Annotated in this window: 16 protein-coding genes; 13 read left to right on the forward strand and 3 right to left on the reverse strand. The window is 56.3% G+C overall.

The window, feature by feature from the left end; all coding sequences use genetic code 11:
- Positions 1 to 253: 253 nt before the first annotated feature.
- Together ilvD and ZBT109_RS02420 are read left to right on the forward strand one after the other, a co-directional pair.
- Positions 254 to 2104 carry a dihydroxy-acid dehydratase gene (gene ilvD / locus ZBT109_RS02415; RefSeq protein ID WP_027704861.1) on the forward strand — a complete coding sequence of 617 codons (1851 nt, stop codon included), beginning with the start codon at positions 254 to 256 and terminating at the stop codon, positions 2102 to 2104.
- Between the two features lie 831 nt (positions 2105 to 2935).
- Positions 2936 to 3187: a hypothetical protein gene (locus ZBT109_RS02420; RefSeq protein WP_027704862.1), complete on the forward strand. Its 252-nt coding sequence runs from the start codon at positions 2936 to 2938 to the stop codon at positions 3185 to 3187.
- 48 nt (positions 3188 to 3235) lie between these two features.
- Here ZBT109_RS02420 and ZBT109_RS02425 read toward each other — a convergent pair whose 3' ends face one another.
- Both ZBT109_RS02425 and nudE read right to left on the reverse strand, forming a co-directional pair.
- Positions 3236 to 4933: a thiamine pyrophosphate-binding protein gene (locus ZBT109_RS02425; RefSeq protein ID WP_027704863.1), complete on the reverse strand. Its 1698-nt coding sequence runs from the start codon at positions 4931 to 4933 to the stop codon at positions 3236 to 3238.
- An 81-nt stretch (positions 4934 to 5014) separates the two neighbouring features.
- Positions 5015 to 5572, reverse strand: coding sequence for an ADP compounds hydrolase NudE (gene nudE / locus ZBT109_RS02430; RefSeq protein ID WP_027704864.1), 558 nt, complete (start codon positions 5570 to 5572; stop codon positions 5015 to 5017).
- Between the two features lie 308 nt (positions 5573 to 5880).
- On the opposite strand from nudE, the gene ZBT109_RS02435 reads away from it, so the two are divergent.
- From ZBT109_RS02435 to ZBT109_RS02465, 7 genes are all read left to right on the forward strand, one after another.
- A complete protein-coding gene (locus ZBT109_RS02435) occupies positions 5881 to 6282 on the forward strand; it encodes an RNA-binding S4 domain-containing protein (protein ID WP_232012858.1) in 402 nt (133 codons plus the stop codon).
- A gap of 56 nt (positions 6283 to 6338) precedes the next feature.
- Positions 6339 to 7235: an Hsp33 family molecular chaperone HslO gene (hslO, locus tag ZBT109_RS02440; protein WP_027704866.1), complete on the forward strand. Its 897-nt coding sequence runs from the start codon at positions 6339 to 6341 to the stop codon at positions 7233 to 7235.
- Between the two features lie 290 nt (positions 7236 to 7525).
- Positions 7526 to 9901, forward strand: coding sequence for a Tex family protein (locus tag ZBT109_RS02445; protein WP_027704867.1), 2376 nt, complete (start codon positions 7526 to 7528; stop codon positions 9899 to 9901).
- Positions 9902 to 10005: 104 nt separating this feature from the next.
- Positions 10006 to 11589, forward strand: a complete 1584-nt coding sequence (gene gshA / locus ZBT109_RS02450) for a glutamate--cysteine ligase (protein ID WP_038277961.1) — start codon at positions 10006 to 10008, stop codon at positions 11587 to 11589.
- Positions 11590 to 11717: 128 nt separating this feature from the next.
- Complete coding sequence (locus ZBT109_RS02455) at positions 11718 to 12284, forward strand: disulfide bond formation protein B (RefSeq protein ID WP_084261763.1); 567 nt, start codon at positions 11718 to 11720, stop codon at positions 12282 to 12284.
- 357 nt (positions 12285 to 12641) lie between these two features.
- Positions 12642 to 12806, forward strand: coding sequence for an alternative ribosome rescue factor ArfA (gene arfA, locus ZBT109_RS02460; protein WP_084261764.1), 165 nt, complete (start codon positions 12642 to 12644; stop codon positions 12804 to 12806).
- A 244-nt stretch (positions 12807 to 13050) separates the two neighbouring features.
- Positions 13051 to 13953 carry a glycoside hydrolase family protein gene (locus ZBT109_RS02465; protein WP_120185320.1) on the forward strand — a complete coding sequence of 301 codons (903 nt, stop codon included), beginning with the start codon at positions 13051 to 13053 and terminating at the stop codon, positions 13951 to 13953.
- Positions 13954 to 14007: 54 nt separating this feature from the next.
- On the opposite strand, the gene ZBT109_RS02470 is transcribed toward ZBT109_RS02465, so the two are convergent.
- Entirely contained in the window at positions 14008 to 14670 is a 663-nt protein-coding gene (locus ZBT109_RS02470) for a histidinol-phosphatase (protein ID WP_027704869.1), read from the reverse strand.
- Between the two features lie 189 nt (positions 14671 to 14859).
- Between ZBT109_RS02470 and ZBT109_RS02475 the strand changes: the two genes are divergently transcribed.
- From ZBT109_RS02475 to ZBT109_RS02490, 4 genes are all read left to right on the forward strand, one after another.
- Entirely contained in the window at positions 14860 to 15327 is a 468-nt protein-coding gene (locus tag ZBT109_RS02475) for an RNA pyrophosphohydrolase (protein ID WP_027704870.1), read from the forward strand.
- A 236-nt stretch (positions 15328 to 15563) separates the two neighbouring features.
- Positions 15564 to 16376 (forward strand): prolipoprotein diacylglyceryl transferase, encoded by an 813-nt coding sequence (lgt, locus tag ZBT109_RS02480; protein WP_027704871.1) that lies wholly within the window; start codon positions 15564 to 15566, stop codon positions 16374 to 16376.
- Positions 16377 to 16817: 441 nt separating this feature from the next.
- A complete protein-coding gene (locus ZBT109_RS02485; RefSeq protein WP_027704872.1) occupies positions 16818 to 17612 on the forward strand; it encodes a thymidylate synthase in 795 nt (264 codons plus the stop codon).
- Entirely contained in the window at positions 17609 to 18130 is a 522-nt protein-coding gene (locus ZBT109_RS02490) for a dihydrofolate reductase (RefSeq protein WP_027704873.1), read from the forward strand. The genes ZBT109_RS02485 and ZBT109_RS02490 overlap by 4 nt, the downstream gene beginning before the upstream one ends.

Genomic DNA, 18130 nt, shown 5'->3' on the forward strand with positions numbered 1-18130 from the left:
GCAATCTTGTATGCCAAAAGAGAGTCGTTAGCCTTCTCTCATTGTGGCAGAATGAAAGACCTGAGAATGGCAGGGACGCTTGGCGTCTCTGCCATCATGCACACACGGGTTATCAGCCTGCCCCAGAAGGGTGGCTGTACGAGGGCATTCTTTTGCCTGCGTCAGATGATCCCCATGATGTACCGCTACGTGTCGTGCGTTCCCCATTCTGTTTTGACAGGATGCCTTACGAATACGAAGAGGTCGTTTTCCGATGCCGCAATACCGTTCCCGAACCACGACGGCTGGCCGTAACATGGCGGGCGCTCGCGCCCTTTGGCGTGCCACTGGCATGCGTGATGGTGATTTCGAAAAGCCCATCATTGCCATTGCCAACTCCTTCACGCAGTTCGTGCCTGGGCATGTTCATCTGAAGGACATGGGGCAGCTGGTTGCGCGCGAAATAGAGAAGGCCGGTGGTGTAGCGAAGGAATTCAACACTATCGCTGTGGATGACGGTATCGCTATGGGTCACGATGGCATGCTGTATTCGCTGCCGTCGCGCGACATCATCGCCGACTCCGTTGAGTACATGTGCAATGCTCACTGCGCCGATGCACTGGTCTGCATTTCCAACTGTGACAAGATCACTCCCGGAATGATGATGGCCGCGATGCGACTCAACATCCCGGTCATCTTTGTGTCCGGTGGGCCGATGGAAGCGGGTAAGACCACGCTCAGCGATCACAACCTCGACCTGATCGACGCCATGATCATGGCCGCTGACGATAGCGTGTCCGACGATGATCTGGCCGATATCGAACGCAGCGCTTGTCCGACCTGTGGCAGCTGCTCCGGCATGTTCACGGCCAACTCGATGAACTGTCTGACCGAAGCCATGGGGCTGTCGCTGCCGGGTAACGGCACAATGTTGGCAACGCATGAAGACCGTCGCGGGCTGTTCGAGCAGGCGGGTCACCGCATCGTTGAACTCGCCAAGCGCTACTACGAGCAGGACGATGCCAGCGTGCTGCCGCGCAGCATTGGCGTGAAGGGCGCATTCGAAAACGCCATGGCGTTGGATATCGCCATGGGGGGATCGACAAATACTATCCTGCATCTGCTGGCTATTGCGCAGGAAGCGGGCGTCGATTTCACCATGCAGGATATCGACTGCATTTCCCGTCACGTACCGCAGTTGTGCAAGTTGGCACCGAACACCAAGAAATACCACGTTGAAGACTGTCACCGTGCGGGCGGCATCATGGCGATCCTAGGCGAACTGGACCGTGCCGGTGTACTCGATACGTCGCTGCCGACAGTACACAGTGCATCGCTGAAGGACGCGCTGGATACGTGGGACATCATGCGTGCTCCGAGTCATGATGTGGTTGAGTTCTACAAGGCAGGCCCGGGTAATAAGCGTACCGAGCAGGCATTCTCACAGGGCGCGCGCTGGCCGAGTCTGGACGGTGATCGTCAGAACGGCTGTATTCGCGATCTGGAACATGCGTTCTCGAAAGAGGGCGGTCTGGCCGTGCTGACCGGTAACATCGCGCTGGACGGTTGTGTGGTCAAGACGGCGGGGGTCGACGATTCGATCCTGGTCTTCGAAGGCTCTGCTCATGTCGTCGAATCGCAGGAAGAAGCGGTTGAGAATATTTTGAGCGGTAAGGTCAAAGCGAACGATGTTGTTGTTATTCGCTACGAAGGCCCCAAAGGTGGCCCGGGCATGCAGGAAATGCTTTACCCGACGTCTTACCTGAAGTCCAAGAAGCTGGGCAAAGAGTGTGCTCTGCTGACCGACGGCCGTTTCTCGGGCGGTACTTCTGGCTTGTCCATTGGGCACGTTTCTCCTGAAGCGGCTTCCGGTGGGGCCATTGGTCTGCTTGAAAACGGCGATCGCATTCACATCGACATTCCTGCGCGTACCATTAATGTGCTGGTTTCCGATGACGAGCTGGCGCGCCGCCGTGCGGTCATGGAAGCGCGTGGTAATCAGGCGTGGAAACCGGCCAACCCGCGTCCGCGCAAGGTGTCTTATGCGCTGAAAGCCTACGCGATGCTGGCCACCTCGGCTGACCGTGGTGCCGTTCGCGACCGTGCAAAACTGGATGAAATCTAAGCGCTAAAGCGTTAGGGCGCTCCTTACGCGATAGCGTTATCTCTGACCCTGTGCCAGCAATGGCACGGGGTTTTTTATGGTCGGTACGCGGGCATCGCATTTCTGTTGCAGCGCCCACTGGCATCGTGCAGACCGCTGGTAGCAGCGTAAGGTGGCGGCACAGTCGTGGGTGGGGCCGGCACGGTAGCGTCGTGACGCGTGATCAAGGGGGGGCAGCATTGTGATTATCGAGCGAAGGCAGCCCATCGCATGGCTTCGCCTTGGCATGGTGGCTGCGCATTCATGTCAATCGCGGCGGAAATAGTATGACGCGCGTGAATGAAAGTGCAGGCAATGGTGCCTATTCATAATTCAGAAAATGAAATTTCATCTTATACTATTGCGGTACGTTGCGTATTTGACGATATCGTGTTGTTCTTTGTAGAGAGACGGTATCTATACAATGGAGACATTGCGTATAGTATTCTTATGAGCCGATGTAGGAATAGTTTTTATTACCCTTGCGAAAATGTAGGGGAGTCTTTCCCATCGTAAAGTGCTATTTGACCTATCTTTTATAAAAACAAAATTTTATGTATTTATGATGCATTAACGCAACATTTATAGTATAAAGTGTTATTTATAAAGGCGATATTGATGCCGTTGATTAATTTTACTTGATGTTAGAGAAAGCAATATTTTCCCTTTGCTTGTGCAGTCGCTGATGCTATATACGCACATGTTGAAAAATAAATAATAGTATAGTGATATAGGTTTTGCTGCTTGATTCTTGAAAGAAGTTACGGCGCTCTTGAGTTGAGTGTTTAACCCATTGGGTGGGGTAATATTCTAATGAAGAATAAAGTCTGGATTCCTATTGCTATTATTTTCATAGGACTGATGGCTTCGGCCAGTTTCGACAGTGATCCCGGACTGTGGTCGCCACGTTTTCTCGTGACCTATGCCAGTGTCATTCTGGCTTGTCTGGTGTCGCTTTTTCTGGCGCTGACGAAGGCGTTTCCGCTGTCGCTGGAGGTCGTGCTAGTACTGACTGCGTGCTATATCGTGTTGCTGCCCATCATCAAACTGAGTCTTGATCGGTAGTGCGTGATGAGCAGGCAGGCGCTTGTGCTGCACCTGCCTGTACCGTGTCTATTCAGGGCGAATGGCGATCTCGATCAGGTTGGGTTTGCCACTGCGTATTGCGGTTGCGACGGCCTCGGCGATATCGCTGGCCTTGTCGATGCGACGAGCGGGTACGCCCATTGCGGTTGCAAGGGCCTGATAGTCGATGGCCGGTTCGATATCCATCGCAATGAATTCGTTGGACTGTGCTGAAACATAGTCCTTCTGCTGGCGCATGAAGTTCTTCAGTACGTTGTATTCACGGTTGTTCATCACGATGAATGTGACGGGCAGCTGTTCTCGAGCGGCTGTCCACAGGCATTGCGGCGAGTAGAGGGCCGCGCCGTCTCCTACCAAGCTGACGACCGGTTCACGGCCGATGCCCAGCGAAGTGCCGACGGCAGCGGGCATGCCCCAGCCTAGTGTACCGCCACGGATGAAGGCGTACTGGGCAGCGGCGTTCCTGTTCATCAGCGCTTTGATATAGCGCGAGGTGGCAACGGCTTCGTCGATGATCGGTACGCTGGGGCCGATGGCCTTCATGACTTCATGGGCGGCCACCAGTGGCGAGATGACGGGCGATGACCACTGCTCGACCACTTGCTGGGTCAGTAAGATGCGTTGATCGGCGCGATGGCGCCGGAAGGTAGCGATGCGTGCGGTGTTTCCGGTGCGCTGCGCGGTGGTTAGTTGCTGTTCGATCAGCGGTATTAGCGCGGTCAGTGATGCTTTGATGTCGCCGACCATCGACAGATAGGTTGAGTAGATGCGACCAAGATTGGTGACCGAGTCAGAGAGCTGATAGACCTTGCAGTTCGACGGTATGGCTGCGCCTTCTGAATACAGGATCGTGACCAGTGAGTTACCGCCCAAAGCGAGTACGGCATCGTAGTCGGACAGCATCTGTGCGATTTGTGCGGCGGTACCGGGCAGATTGCCTTGCCACAGTGAGTGATCGGTAGGGAACGGCATGCAAAGTGGCCATGATGAACCGAACACGGGCGTGCCGAGCAGTTCTGCCACCTTGACCACATCTTCAGCCGCCTGACTGGTACGAATTTCGTCGCCAGCAATCAACGCCAGCTTGCCGGGTGCCACTGCCGCTAGATCCTCAGCCAGTTCAGGAAGTCCTTGCGCGGTAGCGCGACGGTAGATGCGCGACTTATGGCCAATGTCGATATCGGTCATGCCTTCCATGACGTCCATCGGCAGTGACAAGAAGACCGGGCCTTGCGGCGCGGCTTCGGCATCGTGGAACGCGCGCCGCACCATGATGGGCAGCTGGCGGGCACTGGTGACTTCCTTCGCCCATTTCGTAGCAGGGGTGGCGATGCCTACTAGGTCGTCGAACAGCAGCGGGTCGGTGACCATATGGCGCTGATCTTGCTGGCCCGCCGTGACAACCAGCGGGGTTTGCGATACTTGAGCGCTTAACAGACAGCCCATACCGTGACCGAGTCCGCCCGAGGTGTGCAGGTTGACGAAGCCGACCTTCCCTGATGCTTGTGCATAACCGTCTGCCATCGCGACAACCGAGCTTTCCTGAAGGCCAAACACGTAGTGGATGTTGGGTTCGCGTAGCAGGGCATCTATCAGGGGTAATTCGGTCGTTCCGGGATTGCCGAAGATATAGTCGACCCCTTCACTGGCCAGAATTTCCAGCAGTGCTTCTGCTCCACGCCGCGGCGGCTGTGGTGTCAGTGAATCAACGCGTGTGAATGTCATGGTCTCGTCCTGAATGACGGCGGCGAGGTGTCTCCGCCAGTGTCCTAGCACTATCCTTGTCCTAGCACTTTTGTCTGCGTGCTACCCTTGAGAGTGACGTGCTAGCCATGACTGTGTGCGATACAGCGCTGCAATCACCCTCCCTTCATGAATATCCGCTTCCTCTATGATCTCTTCAATGTCCTTTAGTGAATGTGTCTCAAGGGCCAGTGGCTCTGGTTCGTCTCCCTGGCGGGAGGCTGGGTAGAGGTCACGCGCAATGACGACATGCATGAAGTGATCCATGTAGCTCGGTGCCAGCGAAAGGCGGCAGAGGGGAATTAGCTCACGGGCCCCCATGCCGCACTCTTCCTGAAGCTCGCGCTGTGCGGCTTCGAGGGGGCTTTCACCTTCGTCGATGGCCCCTTTGGGCAGCGTCAGCTCGTAGCGTTCGAAGCCCATCGCATATTCACGGATCATCAGCACCTGCTGATGTTCAGTCACCGCGACGATCATCACGGCACCGCGCGGTGGACGGCGCAGGCGTTCGAACGTGCACTGCACACCGTTGGGAAAGGTCAGGTCGACTTCTTCGACACGAAAGATGCGGGTGCGGGCAACAGTTGTGGTGCGAGTGATACGAGGAAGAGGGCGCGTCATGGGTAGGCTCCATAATGGTGGGGCGGATCTCGCTGTAGGTGCGAAGGGCCCTGACAGGGAAAACGGACGGCGCAGCGCAGAGAATTGCCGGTGCGTGAAAAGGGCCGTGTGGTGCCCTCATTTCAACGCTGCGCTCGCATCACTATGACGGATAACGGTAATGAGAGAACATTAGGCAAACGCAGGGGGCGATGTGCATGGAACATGCGCGGTGACGAACGACAGCGTGTACCGGTCGGGATTGAGAAAGCGCACGATCGTCCCCATTCTAGGAGCATCACTCAGGCGAACAAACGCAAGGAATGACAATGACGCCACAGCATATGCAGATGCGCTTGGACAAATGGCTTTGGGCCGCCCGTTTCTTCAAGACGCGCGCCATGGCGAAGAAGGCCATCGAAGGTGGCAAGGTGCACTGTGACGGTGAGCGCGTCAAAGTCAGCAAGCAGATCCGAGTGGGAATGCGCCTGACGCTGCCGCAGGGCTGGGACTCGATCGAGGTCGAAGTGATGGCGCTGAGTGAACAGCGTCGCGGTGCGCCTGAAGCCCAACTGCTTTATCAGGAGACGCCGGAAAGCCGTGAGCAGCGTGAGAAGGGGGCCGAACAGCGCTCGCTGGCACGCCAAGCGCTTCAGCCGCCGAAGCATCGGCCAGACAAGAAAGACCGTCGCGCCATTCACCGCTTCCAGCGTCAAAGCACGGACGCCTGATTCTCTTTTGCCTGTGGCGGGCATCGCGAATGCCTGCCCGATCTTTGGAACCGACTATGACCAAGATGTTTACCGATCACCTGCAGCGCTTCCTTTTCGACGACACCGATGTGCGCGGCGAAATCGTTTCGCTTGAGCAGACCTGGCGTCACGTACAGGATCGCCACCATTATCCCGATGTTATCGCTATGCGTCTGGGTGAACTGCTGTCGGCAGCAGCGCTGCTGACAGCCACCCTCAAGCTGGATGGCATCATGACTATCGAAGTGCGCGGCGCTGGCCCGGTGACGCTACTGATGGCGGAATCCAGTCCGGGTAACGGCGACCTTGAACAGCAGCTGCGCGGTATCGCGCGCTGGGACGAAGACGCTGAGCTGTCGCAGGATATGTCGTTGGCGGAACTGCTGGGCAACGGTCAGATTGTGATCACTCTCGACCCGCGCAATGGCAAGCGCTATCAGGGGATCGTGGCGCTTGAACAGGACACGTTGGCCGGCTGCCTTGAACACTACTTCATGCAGTCTGAGCAGTTGCCGACGCGCCTGTGGCTGGCTGCTGATGGTGAACGCAGCGCTGGCCTGCTGTTGCAACAGCTGCCGCAGAGCGATACACAAGATGCTGATGCATGGCCGCGTCTTAGCATGCTGGCAGATACCGTGACATCGGAAGAATTGCTGACGCTGGAAGCCGAGCCGCTGCTGTTCCGTCTGTTTAATGAAGAGCAGACTCGCGTCTTCACGCCCGTTCCCGTGGCGTTTGGCTGCACCTGCTCCCGTGAGCGTTTCGCTCAGGCACTGGGCCGCATCGATCCTGACGAACTGCGCAGCATCGTGGAAGAACAGGGGCAGATCGACACGCACTGCCACTTCTGCAATACGCACTATGCGTTCACGGCTGCCGACGTTGAGTCGCTGATTGAGTCGCCGGAAGCACCATCCCCTACGGTGCACTGACGCATGATCGTACGGTTCGATCACGCACGCGCTGAGCTCAAGGCAACCGTGCCTTGAGCTGACTGGCACGCCATGTTCCCATCGGGGCATGGCGTGCTGTCATTTGGGGCTCCTTGCGACGGAAGGACAAGACGCTACCGCATAAGCCAAGACAGCCCAACCGAAGCCTAGCTTTTCTTCACGGCAGAACAGCGTAAGTAACTGCATACTGTTGCTAACGAGTACATGTCGGCTAGGCCGACCGCATTGACGCTCACCGTTGAACCTCTCACTTCAAGACATCAGGTGCTATGGACGCTACACAGACTGATACCTCCCGAATCGTTGCACAGCTGGCCCGCGAACTGGACGTCGCCGCTCAGCAGGTCAATGCCGCTGTCACACTGCTGGACGAAGGCGCTACAGTGCCGTTCATCGCGCGCTACCGTAAGGAAGTGACCGGGGGGCTGGACGACAACCAGCTGCGTGAGTTGGAAGAACGGCTGCGCTATCTGCGCGAACTGGAGGCGCGGCGCGAAACGGTGCTGGCGGATATCGACGCTCAGGGCAAGCTGACCGATGCTCTGCGTGCGCAGATTACGGCGGCAGATACCAAGCAGCGTTTGGAAGACCTTTATCTGCCGTTTCGCAAGAAGCGCCGTACGCGTGCGCAGATGGCGCGTGAAGCGGGCCTTGAACCGCTGGCCGATGCGCTGCTAGCCGATCCCGCCCTTGACCCGTTGGTGACTGCCGAGCCTTATGTGGTTGCGGCGGCGGCTATCGAAGGGGCTGATGTACCTGATGCCAAGGCCGCGTTGGACGGAGCCAAGCAGATCCTGATGGAGCGCTTTGCCGAAGACGCTGAGCTGGCAGGTGTGCTGCGCGACCGCTTGTGGCAGGAGGGCATCCTTCAGTCAGCAGTGTTGAGTGGCAAAGAACAGGAAGGTGCCAAGTTCTCTGACTATTTCGAGCACAGTGAGCCGCTGGTCAAGGTGCCATCTCATCGCGCTATGGCCATGTTCCGCGGACGCAACGAAGGCGCGCTGTCGCTGGCGTTGAAATTCCCTGAAGAGATTGAAGGACTGACCTCGCCTGCCGAAGCCGCCATTGCTAAAGCCGCAGGCATCGCGTCCGAGTCTGGCTGTGCGGCCGATGCATGGTTGAAGGAAGTGGTGCGCTGGACATGGCGCGTCAAGCTGTACACTCGTCTTGAAACCGAACTGTTTGGCCGCCTGCGTGAGCAGGCTGAAAGTGCCGCGATCCAGGTGTTTGCCGAGAACCTCAATGACCTGTTGCTGGCCGCGCCTGCTGGTGCGCGTCCGACGCTGGGCCTTGACCCGGGGTTGCGTACCGGGGTGAAGGTGGCGGTGATCGACGCCACGGGCAAGTTCGTCGACCATGCGACCATCTACCCGCATGCGCCGCACAAAAAGTGGGACCAAGCGCTGCAGGTGCTGTCTGGGCTATGCCTGAAACATCAGGTCGAACTGATCGCCATTGGCAACGGCACGGCCAGTCGCGAAACTGATCGTTTGGCGGCCGAGCTGGTAAAAGGGCTTAAGGATCGCTTGAACATCAGCAAGGTGGTGGTCAATGAAGCGGGGGCCTCCGTCTATTCCGCATCGGCCTATGCGGCCCAAGAATTCCCCGATTTGGACGTGACTATCCGTGGTGCCGTTTCTATTGCGCGCCGTCTGCAGGACCCGCTGGCCGAGCTGGTCAAGATCGAACCGAAATCCATTGGGGTGGGGCAGTATCAGCATGACGTGTCGCAGGTAGCGTTAGCGCGCTCGCTGGATGCGGTCGTGGAAGACTGCGTCAACGGTGTTGGGGTCGACCTAAACACGGCGTCGTCTGCGCTGCTGTCGCACGTATCCGGCCTCAACACCACTCTCGCGGGCAACATCGTGGCCTACCGCGATCGTGAAGGGGCCTTTGGGGATCGCCGCCAGCTGCTCAAGGTTGAGCGCATCGGTCCGAAGACCTTTGAGCAGTGTGCTGGTTTCCTGCGTATCCACGGTGCCGCAAATCCGCTGGACACGTCTGCCGTGCACCCAGAAGCCTATCCCGTCGTCGAACGCATTGCCGAACGCCATCAGCGCCCGGTGGCAGAGTTGATCGGCGACAGCAGTTTTCTCAAGCGTCTTGAACCGGCCGATTACACCGATGAACGGTTCGGTGTCCCTACCGTGACCGATATCCTGCGTGAGCTGGACAAGCCGGGACGCGATCCACGCCCGCGTTTTGAATTCGCAGAATTCCGGGAAGGGGTCGAGTCGCTCAACGACCTAGAACTTGATATGGTGCTGGAAGGGGTCATCACCAACGTGACCCACTTCGGCGCATTCGTCGACATTGGCGTGCATCAGGACGGTCTGGTGCATATCTCGGCAATGTCCGAGCGCTTTATCAGCGATCCGCGCGAAGTGGTGAAAGCGGGCGACATCGTCAAAGTGAAAGTGATGTCCGTCGATGTGCCGCGCAAGCGTGTAGGACTGTCAATGCGCATGAGCGATCAGGCTGAGCGCCACCCAGACGCTGAGAACACGTCTGCTGGTGCTGCGCGCCCGAATCGCCAGCATTCACCGCGTTCACGCACGTCTTCTTCGGCGGCGTCTTCGCAGAGTGCGCCGATGGGGGCGCTGGGTGCAGCGCTGCTGAAAGCCGGAGCTGCACGTCGTAAGTGAACCTGTGCAGGCATTGACAGTCCAACCTCGAAGCACTGGTGTGCTTCGAGGGATGACCCACGGACGTACACCTATTGAGCAAGGAGCGCTAGCCTGTGCCGGATATGCTAACTCGCCTATTGGATGGGCTTAAAGGCCCGCTGGGGGATGGACTTCGCCCTATTCGACGCGGTATTGAACGCGAAGTACTGCGCGTCGATGCGGAGGGCTGCATTGCCCAGACACCGCATCCTAACGCGTTGGGTCACAAGCTCACTCATCCCTGGATCACGACGGACTATGCCGAATCATTGATGGAACTGGTGACGCCGGTTTGCGATAGCGCTCCTGAAGTGCTGGCGTTTCTGGCCGACCTGCATCACCACGTGCTGCGGCATCTGCCAGAGGGCGAATGGCTGTGGCCTGCCAGCATGCCGGCGCGTCTGCCCAATGGTGGTGATAGCGTACAGATCGCTGACTATGGTTCCTCGCATTCTGGTGAACTCAAGCGCGTGTATCGCAAGGGGTTGCGTCACCGCTATGGCAGCATCATGCAGTCCATCGCGGGCATTCATTACAACTTCTCGCTGACGCCTGAATTCTGGCGCATTCTGCAGACGTTGGAAGGGGCCGACGATCAATCGCTCGACGATTATCGCACGGCGCGCTACTTCCATCTGATCCGTCAGTTCCGTCGCAACAGCTGGTTGCTGCTGTATCTGTTCGGTTCATCGGTGGCGGTCGACGACACGTTCTTTACGGACATGACCGTGCCGGACGGCCTTGTGCCCCACGGTCGGCATACGCTGCTGTCCGAGCAGGCGACCTCGCTGCGCATGAGCGACATGGGCTATCAAAACCGTGTGCAGAGTCAGCTCAAGGTGTGCTTCAACCGGTTGGACAATTATATCCGCACGCTGAAGCAAGGGATTGAAACGCCGTGGCCGCCCTACGAGAAGATCGGGGTCAAGGTGAACGGCGAGTGGGAGCAGATCAGCGACCATATCCTACAGATCGAGAATGAATACTACTGTGACGTGCGGCCGAAACGTGTCGCACATCGCGGACAGACACAGCTGCAGGCACTGCATGACAACGGTGTGGAATACATCGAAGTGCGCTGTCTGGACATCAACCCGAACCTGCCGCTGGGCATCGACGAAACGCAGGTGCGCTTCCTCGATACTTTCCTTACTTGGTGCCTGCTGTCACCGGGGGATTGGATCGGCGAAGAGGAATGCCTGCGGTTGGATGACAACCGGGCGCGTGTTGCTACGGGTGGGCGGATTCAGGACGGCGTACTCTCCATCGAAGGCCGCATGGTGACGCTTGCGGAGCAGGCTACACTGCTGTTTGATCAGCTTGCTGACGTGGCTGCCTGTTTAGATGAGAACGAAGAGGGTGAACTGCACCAGCAGGCGCTGCGTTCGCTGCGAGCAGGACTAAATGACCCGGCGTACACGGCGTCAGGTCAAGCAGCGGAAGCGCTGACAGCTACCGGTGACGACTTAACGACGGTCGCTATGCGTCTAGCGCGGCAGCATGCTTCCACGCTGCGCGGTCAGCCACTCAGTGATGAGATGGTACAGCGCTTGGAAGAAAAACGAGCGCAGTCCATTGCGGACGAACGCGCGCTGGTCGAGCATGATCAAGGCAGTTTCGATGATTATGTAGAGCGTTATCTGGCATCGGCGCGTCATCTTTCTTGAAGAAGTGGTAACGACCCCTTTAATCGTGAGGGTCAGAGCGGAGCGCCTTCCGTGCCCGCTCATTTATGGATGTGCGTGATGCACGACAGGTACGACAGAACAGGGACTACAGGAAAAGAGTAATCGACATGAGCAGACGATTGATGGGAATGTCAGGCCGCCTATGGTGCCTGATCGGGTTTCTGATGTGCGCTGGCATGATCGTATTTGCCTATATCCTCCAGCACGTCTTCGATCTGGAACCTTGCCCTTTATGCATTTTCCAGCGTATCGCCGTGATTGTAGCTGGGCTGTGCTTCTTGCCGGGCATCTTCTATCGTCCATACCGCAGTGCTGCTGTATGGGGCGGGTTAGCACTGCTAAGCTCGCTGGCGGGGATCGCACTGGCCGCACGCCATCTATGGCTGCAGAGCCTGCCTGCTGACCAAGTGCCGTCCTGTGGCCCACCGCTGGACTACATGCTGGAAAGTCTGCCGCTCTGGAGCGTGCTGCGCCAAGTGCTTTCGGGTTCTGGCGAATGTGCCGAAATTCAGGGCATTTTCCTTGGCATCACCCTGCCGGGCTGGACGATGATTGGCTTTATCGTCCTTGGTGTTGTGGCCTGTGGCGCGCTGTTTTCAGCGTTCCGCAAGACGGATGGTCGCACGACACCGCCCAAAGATAATAAAGGCGATGCCCCGCGCTACGCTGCGTAAGTCTGCTGCCGAGTGCCGACGCCCGCGAGTTTTTTCGCGGGCGTTTTCATTTGGTTTGCTGCTTCCCGACCTCTGTGCCCCTTGCCTTTTAGAGAGCGGCCCCGTTGAGGACATTATGCTATGTTCGCCCCCACCGTCTTTAGCCTCCATTTCACCCTCTACGGGGCCGCGTTAGCACGCGCAGAAGGTGTACCGATCCCAGTCTAATGCCATTACATAAGGCCGCTTGCGAAAGGAATCGGCGCTGTGCGACCATACACGGCGCGTTGATCGTACGGCTGAGTGCCGCCCGTTTATTGCGCGCTGTTTTGATTTGATACGTTGTTTTGATTTGATATAGAGAAAGGACAATCTGGAATGGCTGCATCGCATACCAATGCCGCGAAAAAGATGGTGATGAAAACCTGCTACCGCTCGCAAACAGAGAAACCGCGCAAAGGCAAAGGGGCTTATACCCGCAAAGCCAAGCACGCAAAGGCCGGCCCGTCCGGCCTTTCTTTTATCTGCGCCATAGCGGCTTGACGCTGCGCACTCTGATTATATCCTTCCTCTCCTGTTTACCCATCAGCTAGCGTGCCGATTTTTACTCGTCATTATTATCACTCTTATTTTTATGTTTAGTTGTTTATTATCACGCTTAATGATGATCGTTGTAATAGCGCCATTCTGATATTTGTTGTGACAAAATCATTCTGCGATATTATACGTATTTTTGTGTATGGTGTAATAGGTAGTAGCTAATTAAAATTATAAAAAAGGTGCTGTAGTGAGAAAACTTGATGATAATGGCCGTTTTTTTATTAAAAGCTCTGAATCTTTAGTCCTCCACGCCTATCCTGATCCCCTTACAAAGGGTGAGCCGTATACCATCGGTTATGGTCACACTGACCGTGGAAAAATAAAGCCGGGTGATCGTATAACAGAGCAGCAGGCAGATGAACTCTTTGATAAAGATATCGAGAAGTACGAACGCTGTGTGTCAGATGCGGTTACAGTTGAACTAACGGATGAGCAATTCAGTGCACTTGTTTCATTTTCATACAATGTGGGAGCAACTGCTTTTCTAAACAGTACGCTCTTAAAAGAACTGAATAACGGCCATTATGTTGAAGCTGGAAACCAGTTTGTTGTCTGGAATAAATCGAAAGGCAAGGTTTCGCCAGGCCTTACGAATCGGCGTCAGCATGAGCAGAATTTGTTTAACCAAGGCATCATCAAGAAAAGCCTTTCTTCTTCTAGCCTTGATGAACTTACGTTGCGCTCCATCTCCATATTTTCTGAGATGCAAGGGGTTAAACTCGATGACCTTATGGCATTGTTTAATAATGAAGAGAATTTAAACAAGAAAAAAATCGAGCGAGATAAATTGTGGGAGCAATGGAACCAATCTACTTCTGATGAAAATCGTTATCGCAATATAGAAATGTATCATGATAAAGAGAAAAAGATAGTAGAAGAATATGATAAGTTGAATGACGAAATTAGTGAGCTGATCAGTGCATCGACGAATATTGAATTGAAAATGATCGCTGATTTCAAAAGCTGTATCGAATTATCATCCAGACACTATCAAGAAGAAATGCAGAGTGATGAATATATAGCATTGCAGAATGAAGTGGAGAAGGATTTTGAAGATGACGATGATGAAGACGACGACGTCATCATATAGCAATCAAGGCCACTCCTCGTCAGGGAGTGGCCTTGATTGTCTAAAAAAGGGATTCTAGCGGCGCAGTGAGATGATCGGCCAGCCGCGGGCGCGGGCCATATCCGCCAGCGTGGGGTCGGGGTCGACGGCGATGGGGTGGTCGACGTACTCAAGCAGCGGCAGGTCGTTGTGTGAGTCGGTGTAGCAGTAGATGCCTGCACGTTCGATTTCTGGATGTTCGTCCAGCCATGCTTCAAGACGAATGACCTTACCTTCCTGAAAGCTGGGCACACCAGAAATGCGGCCGGTATAGCGGCCCGTGGCGTCGGTCTCAAGGTCGATAGCGATCAGTTCATCCGCGCCAAGTGCTTCGGCGATCGGTTCGGTCACAAAGCGGTTAGTGGCCGTGATGATCATCAGGTAGTCGCCGCGGGCGCGGTGCTCTGCCAACAGGGCCTGTGCCTTCGGTAGCATCAGCGGTTCGATCACCTCGCGCATGAACTGGCGATGCCAAGCATCCAGTTGCTCGCGGGAGGCTTTTGCCAGCGGGGCGACGCAGAACGCCTGATATTCGGCGACATCAAGATCGCCTGCGGTATAGGCTCGCAGGTAACGGTCATTTTCGGCGCGATGCTTCTTCTCATCGACGGCACCAATAGAAATAAGAAACTCGCCCCAAGAATAGTCACTGTCACCAGCGATCAGGGTGTTGTCGAGGTCGAAAAGCGCAAGTCGCACGATAGAGCCTCCAGGCAGAAAGGGAAAACGCACAATGACATGCTACGCGTCATCACACCATATTGTTGATGCTGTTTCATGCTTTATGGAAAAATGATGCCATGACAAGAGGCCCTTTGCCGAGGGGCATCTTCCATCTCCTTCGTCGGTCGTGGTTGGGCCGGCGCATTCTACGAGAGGAATGATCCCGTGATTGACCCGGATGGCTTCAGGCCCAATGTTGGCATCATCATTGCCAATCGTGTTGGGCAAGTGCTCTGGGCACGGCGGGTAGGGCAAAATGCATGGCAGTTTCCCCAAGGTGGAATCAAGCCTCACGAGACGCCGCGTCAGGCGCTGTTTCGGGAACTTGAAGAGGAGATCGGGTTGTGCCCACAGGACGTTGAAGTGGTGGCCTGTACTCGAGGTTGGCTGCGCTATCGCTTGCCGCGTCGCATGATCCGCATGCATTCCCGACCGCTGTGTATCGGGCAGAAGCAGAAATGGTTCCTTTTGCGCCTGAAAGGGCAGGAGTCCCATATCTGCATGAATAAAACGTCTGAACCAGAGTTCGATGGGTGGCGTTGGGTCAGCTACTGGTACCCGCTGGGACAGGTGGTACCCTTCAAACGCGAGGTCTATCGACGCGCGCTTCACGAGCTAGCGCCGCGCCTGTAAGGGCGATTGCGCGAGGCACGCAGGCTGATCCATCTGCTGTAAGCATCATCAGGAGCCTGGCCGGAAACGGTCAGGCTCCTTGTCCATCCTGCCTGCTGTCTTTTCTCAATTGCACCGCTGCTCGTGCGTTCATCCCGCTTTATGAGTAGGGTACACTGAGAAACATCTATCCGTAGGCGTTGCCTGGAGTGCAGCGCATCTGCCATTCGTGGTTGCGATCAAGGAGCTAGGGGCACATGCATTACCCCAATTTCGATCCAGTGCTACTTCAATTGGGACCGTTCAAGGTGCATTGGTACGGTCTCATGTACGTTATCGGCTTTCTCGGTGCTTGGTTGTTGGCGCGCAGTCGCGCCCACCGACTGGGCATCTCTAGGCAGGCCGTCTCCGACATGATCTTCTACGGTGCGCTGGGCGTTGTGCTGGGCGGGCGTCTGGGGTACGTGCTGTTCTACGGTCTCGATCGCTTCTGGCAGGACCCGAGCTGGATCGTGCGCGTGTGGGAAGGGGGCATGAGCTTCCACGGCGGTCTGATCGGGGTGCTGGTCGCTGCGCTGGTCTTTGCGCGTCGTCATCGTCTTGGGTTCATTCAGCTGACGGACTTCATTGCTCCGATCGTTCCGGTGGGCTTGGGAGCGGGGCGTTTGGGCAACTTCATCAATCAGGAGCTGCCAGGACGTGAAAGCACCCTGCCGTGGGCCATTGATTATCCGCGCTATGGGGCCGTACTGCGCCACCCTTCGGCCATTTATCAAGGGTTGACGGAAGGGTTGGCGCTATTCGTCATCCTATGGTGGGTATCGCGCAAGCCTCGTCAGCGTGGTCTGATGTCAGGGCTGTTCATGCTGCTGTACGGTGCCTTCCGCTTCTTCACGGAGTTTTTCCGTATGCCGGACGAACAGTTGGGCTTCGTGGCCTTCGGTTGGATGACGCGTGGGCAGGAGCTGTGCTTGCCGATGGTGTTGATCGGCCTTGCGCTAATTGTATGGTCTCGCAGACAGCCTATTGATCAACCTGTCGCTGCTGATACGACGCCTGCTGCGTCGTAACGGATCATTAGCGCTAGCGTGCAGCCCCGATGTGCATTCGTGCATCGGGGCTGTTTGCATCTGGAGTAGCCATAAGTGGGCGTCCAGCACCGTTGGCCGGTCACTCGTGATCGTGTTTTATGGATGTAAAGGGCGCGTGATGGTCGCTTTCTCATGAGGGCGCGCCCTCCATACTTGATCAGCCTTGAAAAAGCACATAGTCGCTAGGGCGAGTGACGTACGTCATCTTAAGGTCTACCTCGCTTATGATCGTTTTCCATTCTTGGGCGGCGTGCGGCGCGTGCTCTGCCGTGCATGGAAGTTGTGCTGCTGCATGCCGTCCACCTTCGGTCATGAAGGCTGCTCTTACGAGCGCGTCTGCGCTATCATGGCCCGCACTGACCTGTACGCTAGGTCATCCTTTTTGTCTGTCTGATATCCCGAATGCGATGAGAGGTGCTGATGCAGCCATATCTGAATTTGATGCGACATGTGCTGGAAAACGGTACGCGCAAGAGTGACCGTACGGGTACCGGTACGATCAGCGTTTTTGGTTATCAGATGCGTTTCGATCTGTCCGAAGGTTTTCCCTGCCTGACTACCAAGAAACTTCACCTGCGCTCCATCATTCATGAGCTGCTATGGTTTCTGCAGGGCGACACCAATATCGCGTATCTCAAGGAAAACGGTGTCCGTATTTGGGACGAGTGGGCTGATGAAGACGGCGAACTGGGGCCTGTCTACGGCTATCAGTGGCGCAGCTGGCCGGCACCGAACGGTGAATCCATCGACCAGATCAGCACTCTGATCCAGCAGATCAAGACCAATCCTGATTCGCGTCGCCTGATTGTGTCGGCTTGGAACCCTGCGCTGGTCGATCAGATGGCGCTGCCGCCGTGCCATGCTTTGTTCCAGTTCTACGTGGCGGACGGCAAGCTGTCGTGCCAGCTGTATCAGCGCAGTGCGGATATCTTCCTCGGGGTGCCGTTCAACATCGCCAGCTATGCGCTGTTGACGCACATGGTGGCGCAGGTATGCGGTCTCGAACCGGGTGAGTTTATCCATACGCTAGGCGATGCCCACCTCTATCTGAACCATTTGGAACAGGCAGAGCTTCAGCTGACGCGTGAGCCGCGTCCGCGCCCGACGCTGGTGCTCAATCCCGAGGTTAAGGATATTTTCGGTTTTACCTTCGAGGATATTGCGCTCGAAGGCTATGACCCGCATCCTCATATCAAGGCACAGGTATCTGTATGAGTGAACACGATGTTCCCGTGGCGATGATTGCCGCACTGTCGCGCAATCGCGTGATTGGTGCTGACAACAAGATGCCGTGGCATTTGCCTGAAGACCTCGGGCACTTCAAGCGTCTCACGTGGCAGAAACCGATCATCATGGGCCGCAATACGTTCGAGTCCATCGGGCGTCCGCTGCCGTCGCGCCATAACATCGTGCTGACGCGCGACCCTGAATTTGCTGCCGAAGGTGTTGTGGTCTGCCGTGATTGGCCCAGTGCACTGGCTGCTGCTCAGCAGTACGCGTTGGAGCACGGCGCAGAGGAGGTCATGGTCATCGGCGGCGGTCAGGTGTATGCCGAAGCCATGCCGGATGCCGACAAGCTCTATCTGACCGAGATCCGCATGACCGTCGAAGGCGATACGCGGTTTCCGCTATTGGAAGACGATGTCTGGCAGGAACAAGAGCGCGTGGCAGGGAACCCCGATGAAGGGCAGCCCTACTACGATTTCGTCACGTACGTACGCCAGTCACGCTAA

The sequence above is a fragment of the Zymobacter palmae genome (genome assembly GCF_003610015.1).
GTDB lineage: Bacteria > Pseudomonadota > Gammaproteobacteria > Pseudomonadales > Halomonadaceae > Zymobacter > Zymobacter palmae.

Bases quoted from the DNA above. Each gene is read 5' to 3' on its own strand.
- ilvD (WP_027704861.1), top strand. From the start codon at position 254: ATGCCGCAATACCGTTCCCGAACCACGACGGCTGGCCGTAACATGGCG.
- ZBT109_RS02420 (WP_027704862.1), top strand. From the start codon at position 2,936: ATGAAGAATAAAGTCTGGATTCCTATTGCTATTATTTTCATAGGACTG.
- ZBT109_RS02425 (WP_027704863.1), bottom strand. From the start codon at position 4,933: ATGACATTCACACGCGTTGATTCACTGACACCACAGCCGCCGCGGCGT.
- nudE (WP_027704864.1), bottom strand. From the start codon at position 5,572: ATGACGCGCCCTCTTCCTCGTATCACTCGCACCACAACTGTTGCCCGC.
- ZBT109_RS02435 (WP_232012858.1), top strand. From the start codon at position 5,881: ATGACGCCACAGCATATGCAGATGCGCTTGGACAAATGGCTTTGGGCC.
- hslO (WP_027704866.1), top strand. From the start codon at position 6,339: ATGACCAAGATGTTTACCGATCACCTGCAGCGCTTCCTTTTCGACGAC.
- ZBT109_RS02445 (WP_027704867.1), top strand. From the start codon at position 7,526: ATGGACGCTACACAGACTGATACCTCCCGAATCGTTGCACAGCTGGCC.
- gshA (WP_038277961.1), top strand. From the start codon at position 10,006: ATGCTAACTCGCCTATTGGATGGGCTTAAAGGCCCGCTGGGGGATGGA.
- ZBT109_RS02455 (WP_084261763.1), top strand. From the start codon at position 11,718: ATGAGCAGACGATTGATGGGAATGTCAGGCCGCCTATGGTGCCTGATC.
- arfA (WP_084261764.1), top strand. From the start codon at position 12,642: ATGGCTGCATCGCATACCAATGCCGCGAAAAAGATGGTGATGAAAACC.
- lgt (WP_027704871.1), top strand. From the start codon at position 15,564: ATGCATTACCCCAATTTCGATCCAGTGCTACTTCAATTGGGACCGTTC.
- ZBT109_RS02485 (WP_027704872.1), top strand. From the start codon at position 16,818: ATGCAGCCATATCTGAATTTGATGCGACATGTGCTGGAAAACGGTACG.
- ZBT109_RS02490 (WP_027704873.1), top strand. From the start codon at position 17,609: ATGAGTGAACACGATGTTCCCGTGGCGATGATTGCCGCACTGTCGCGC.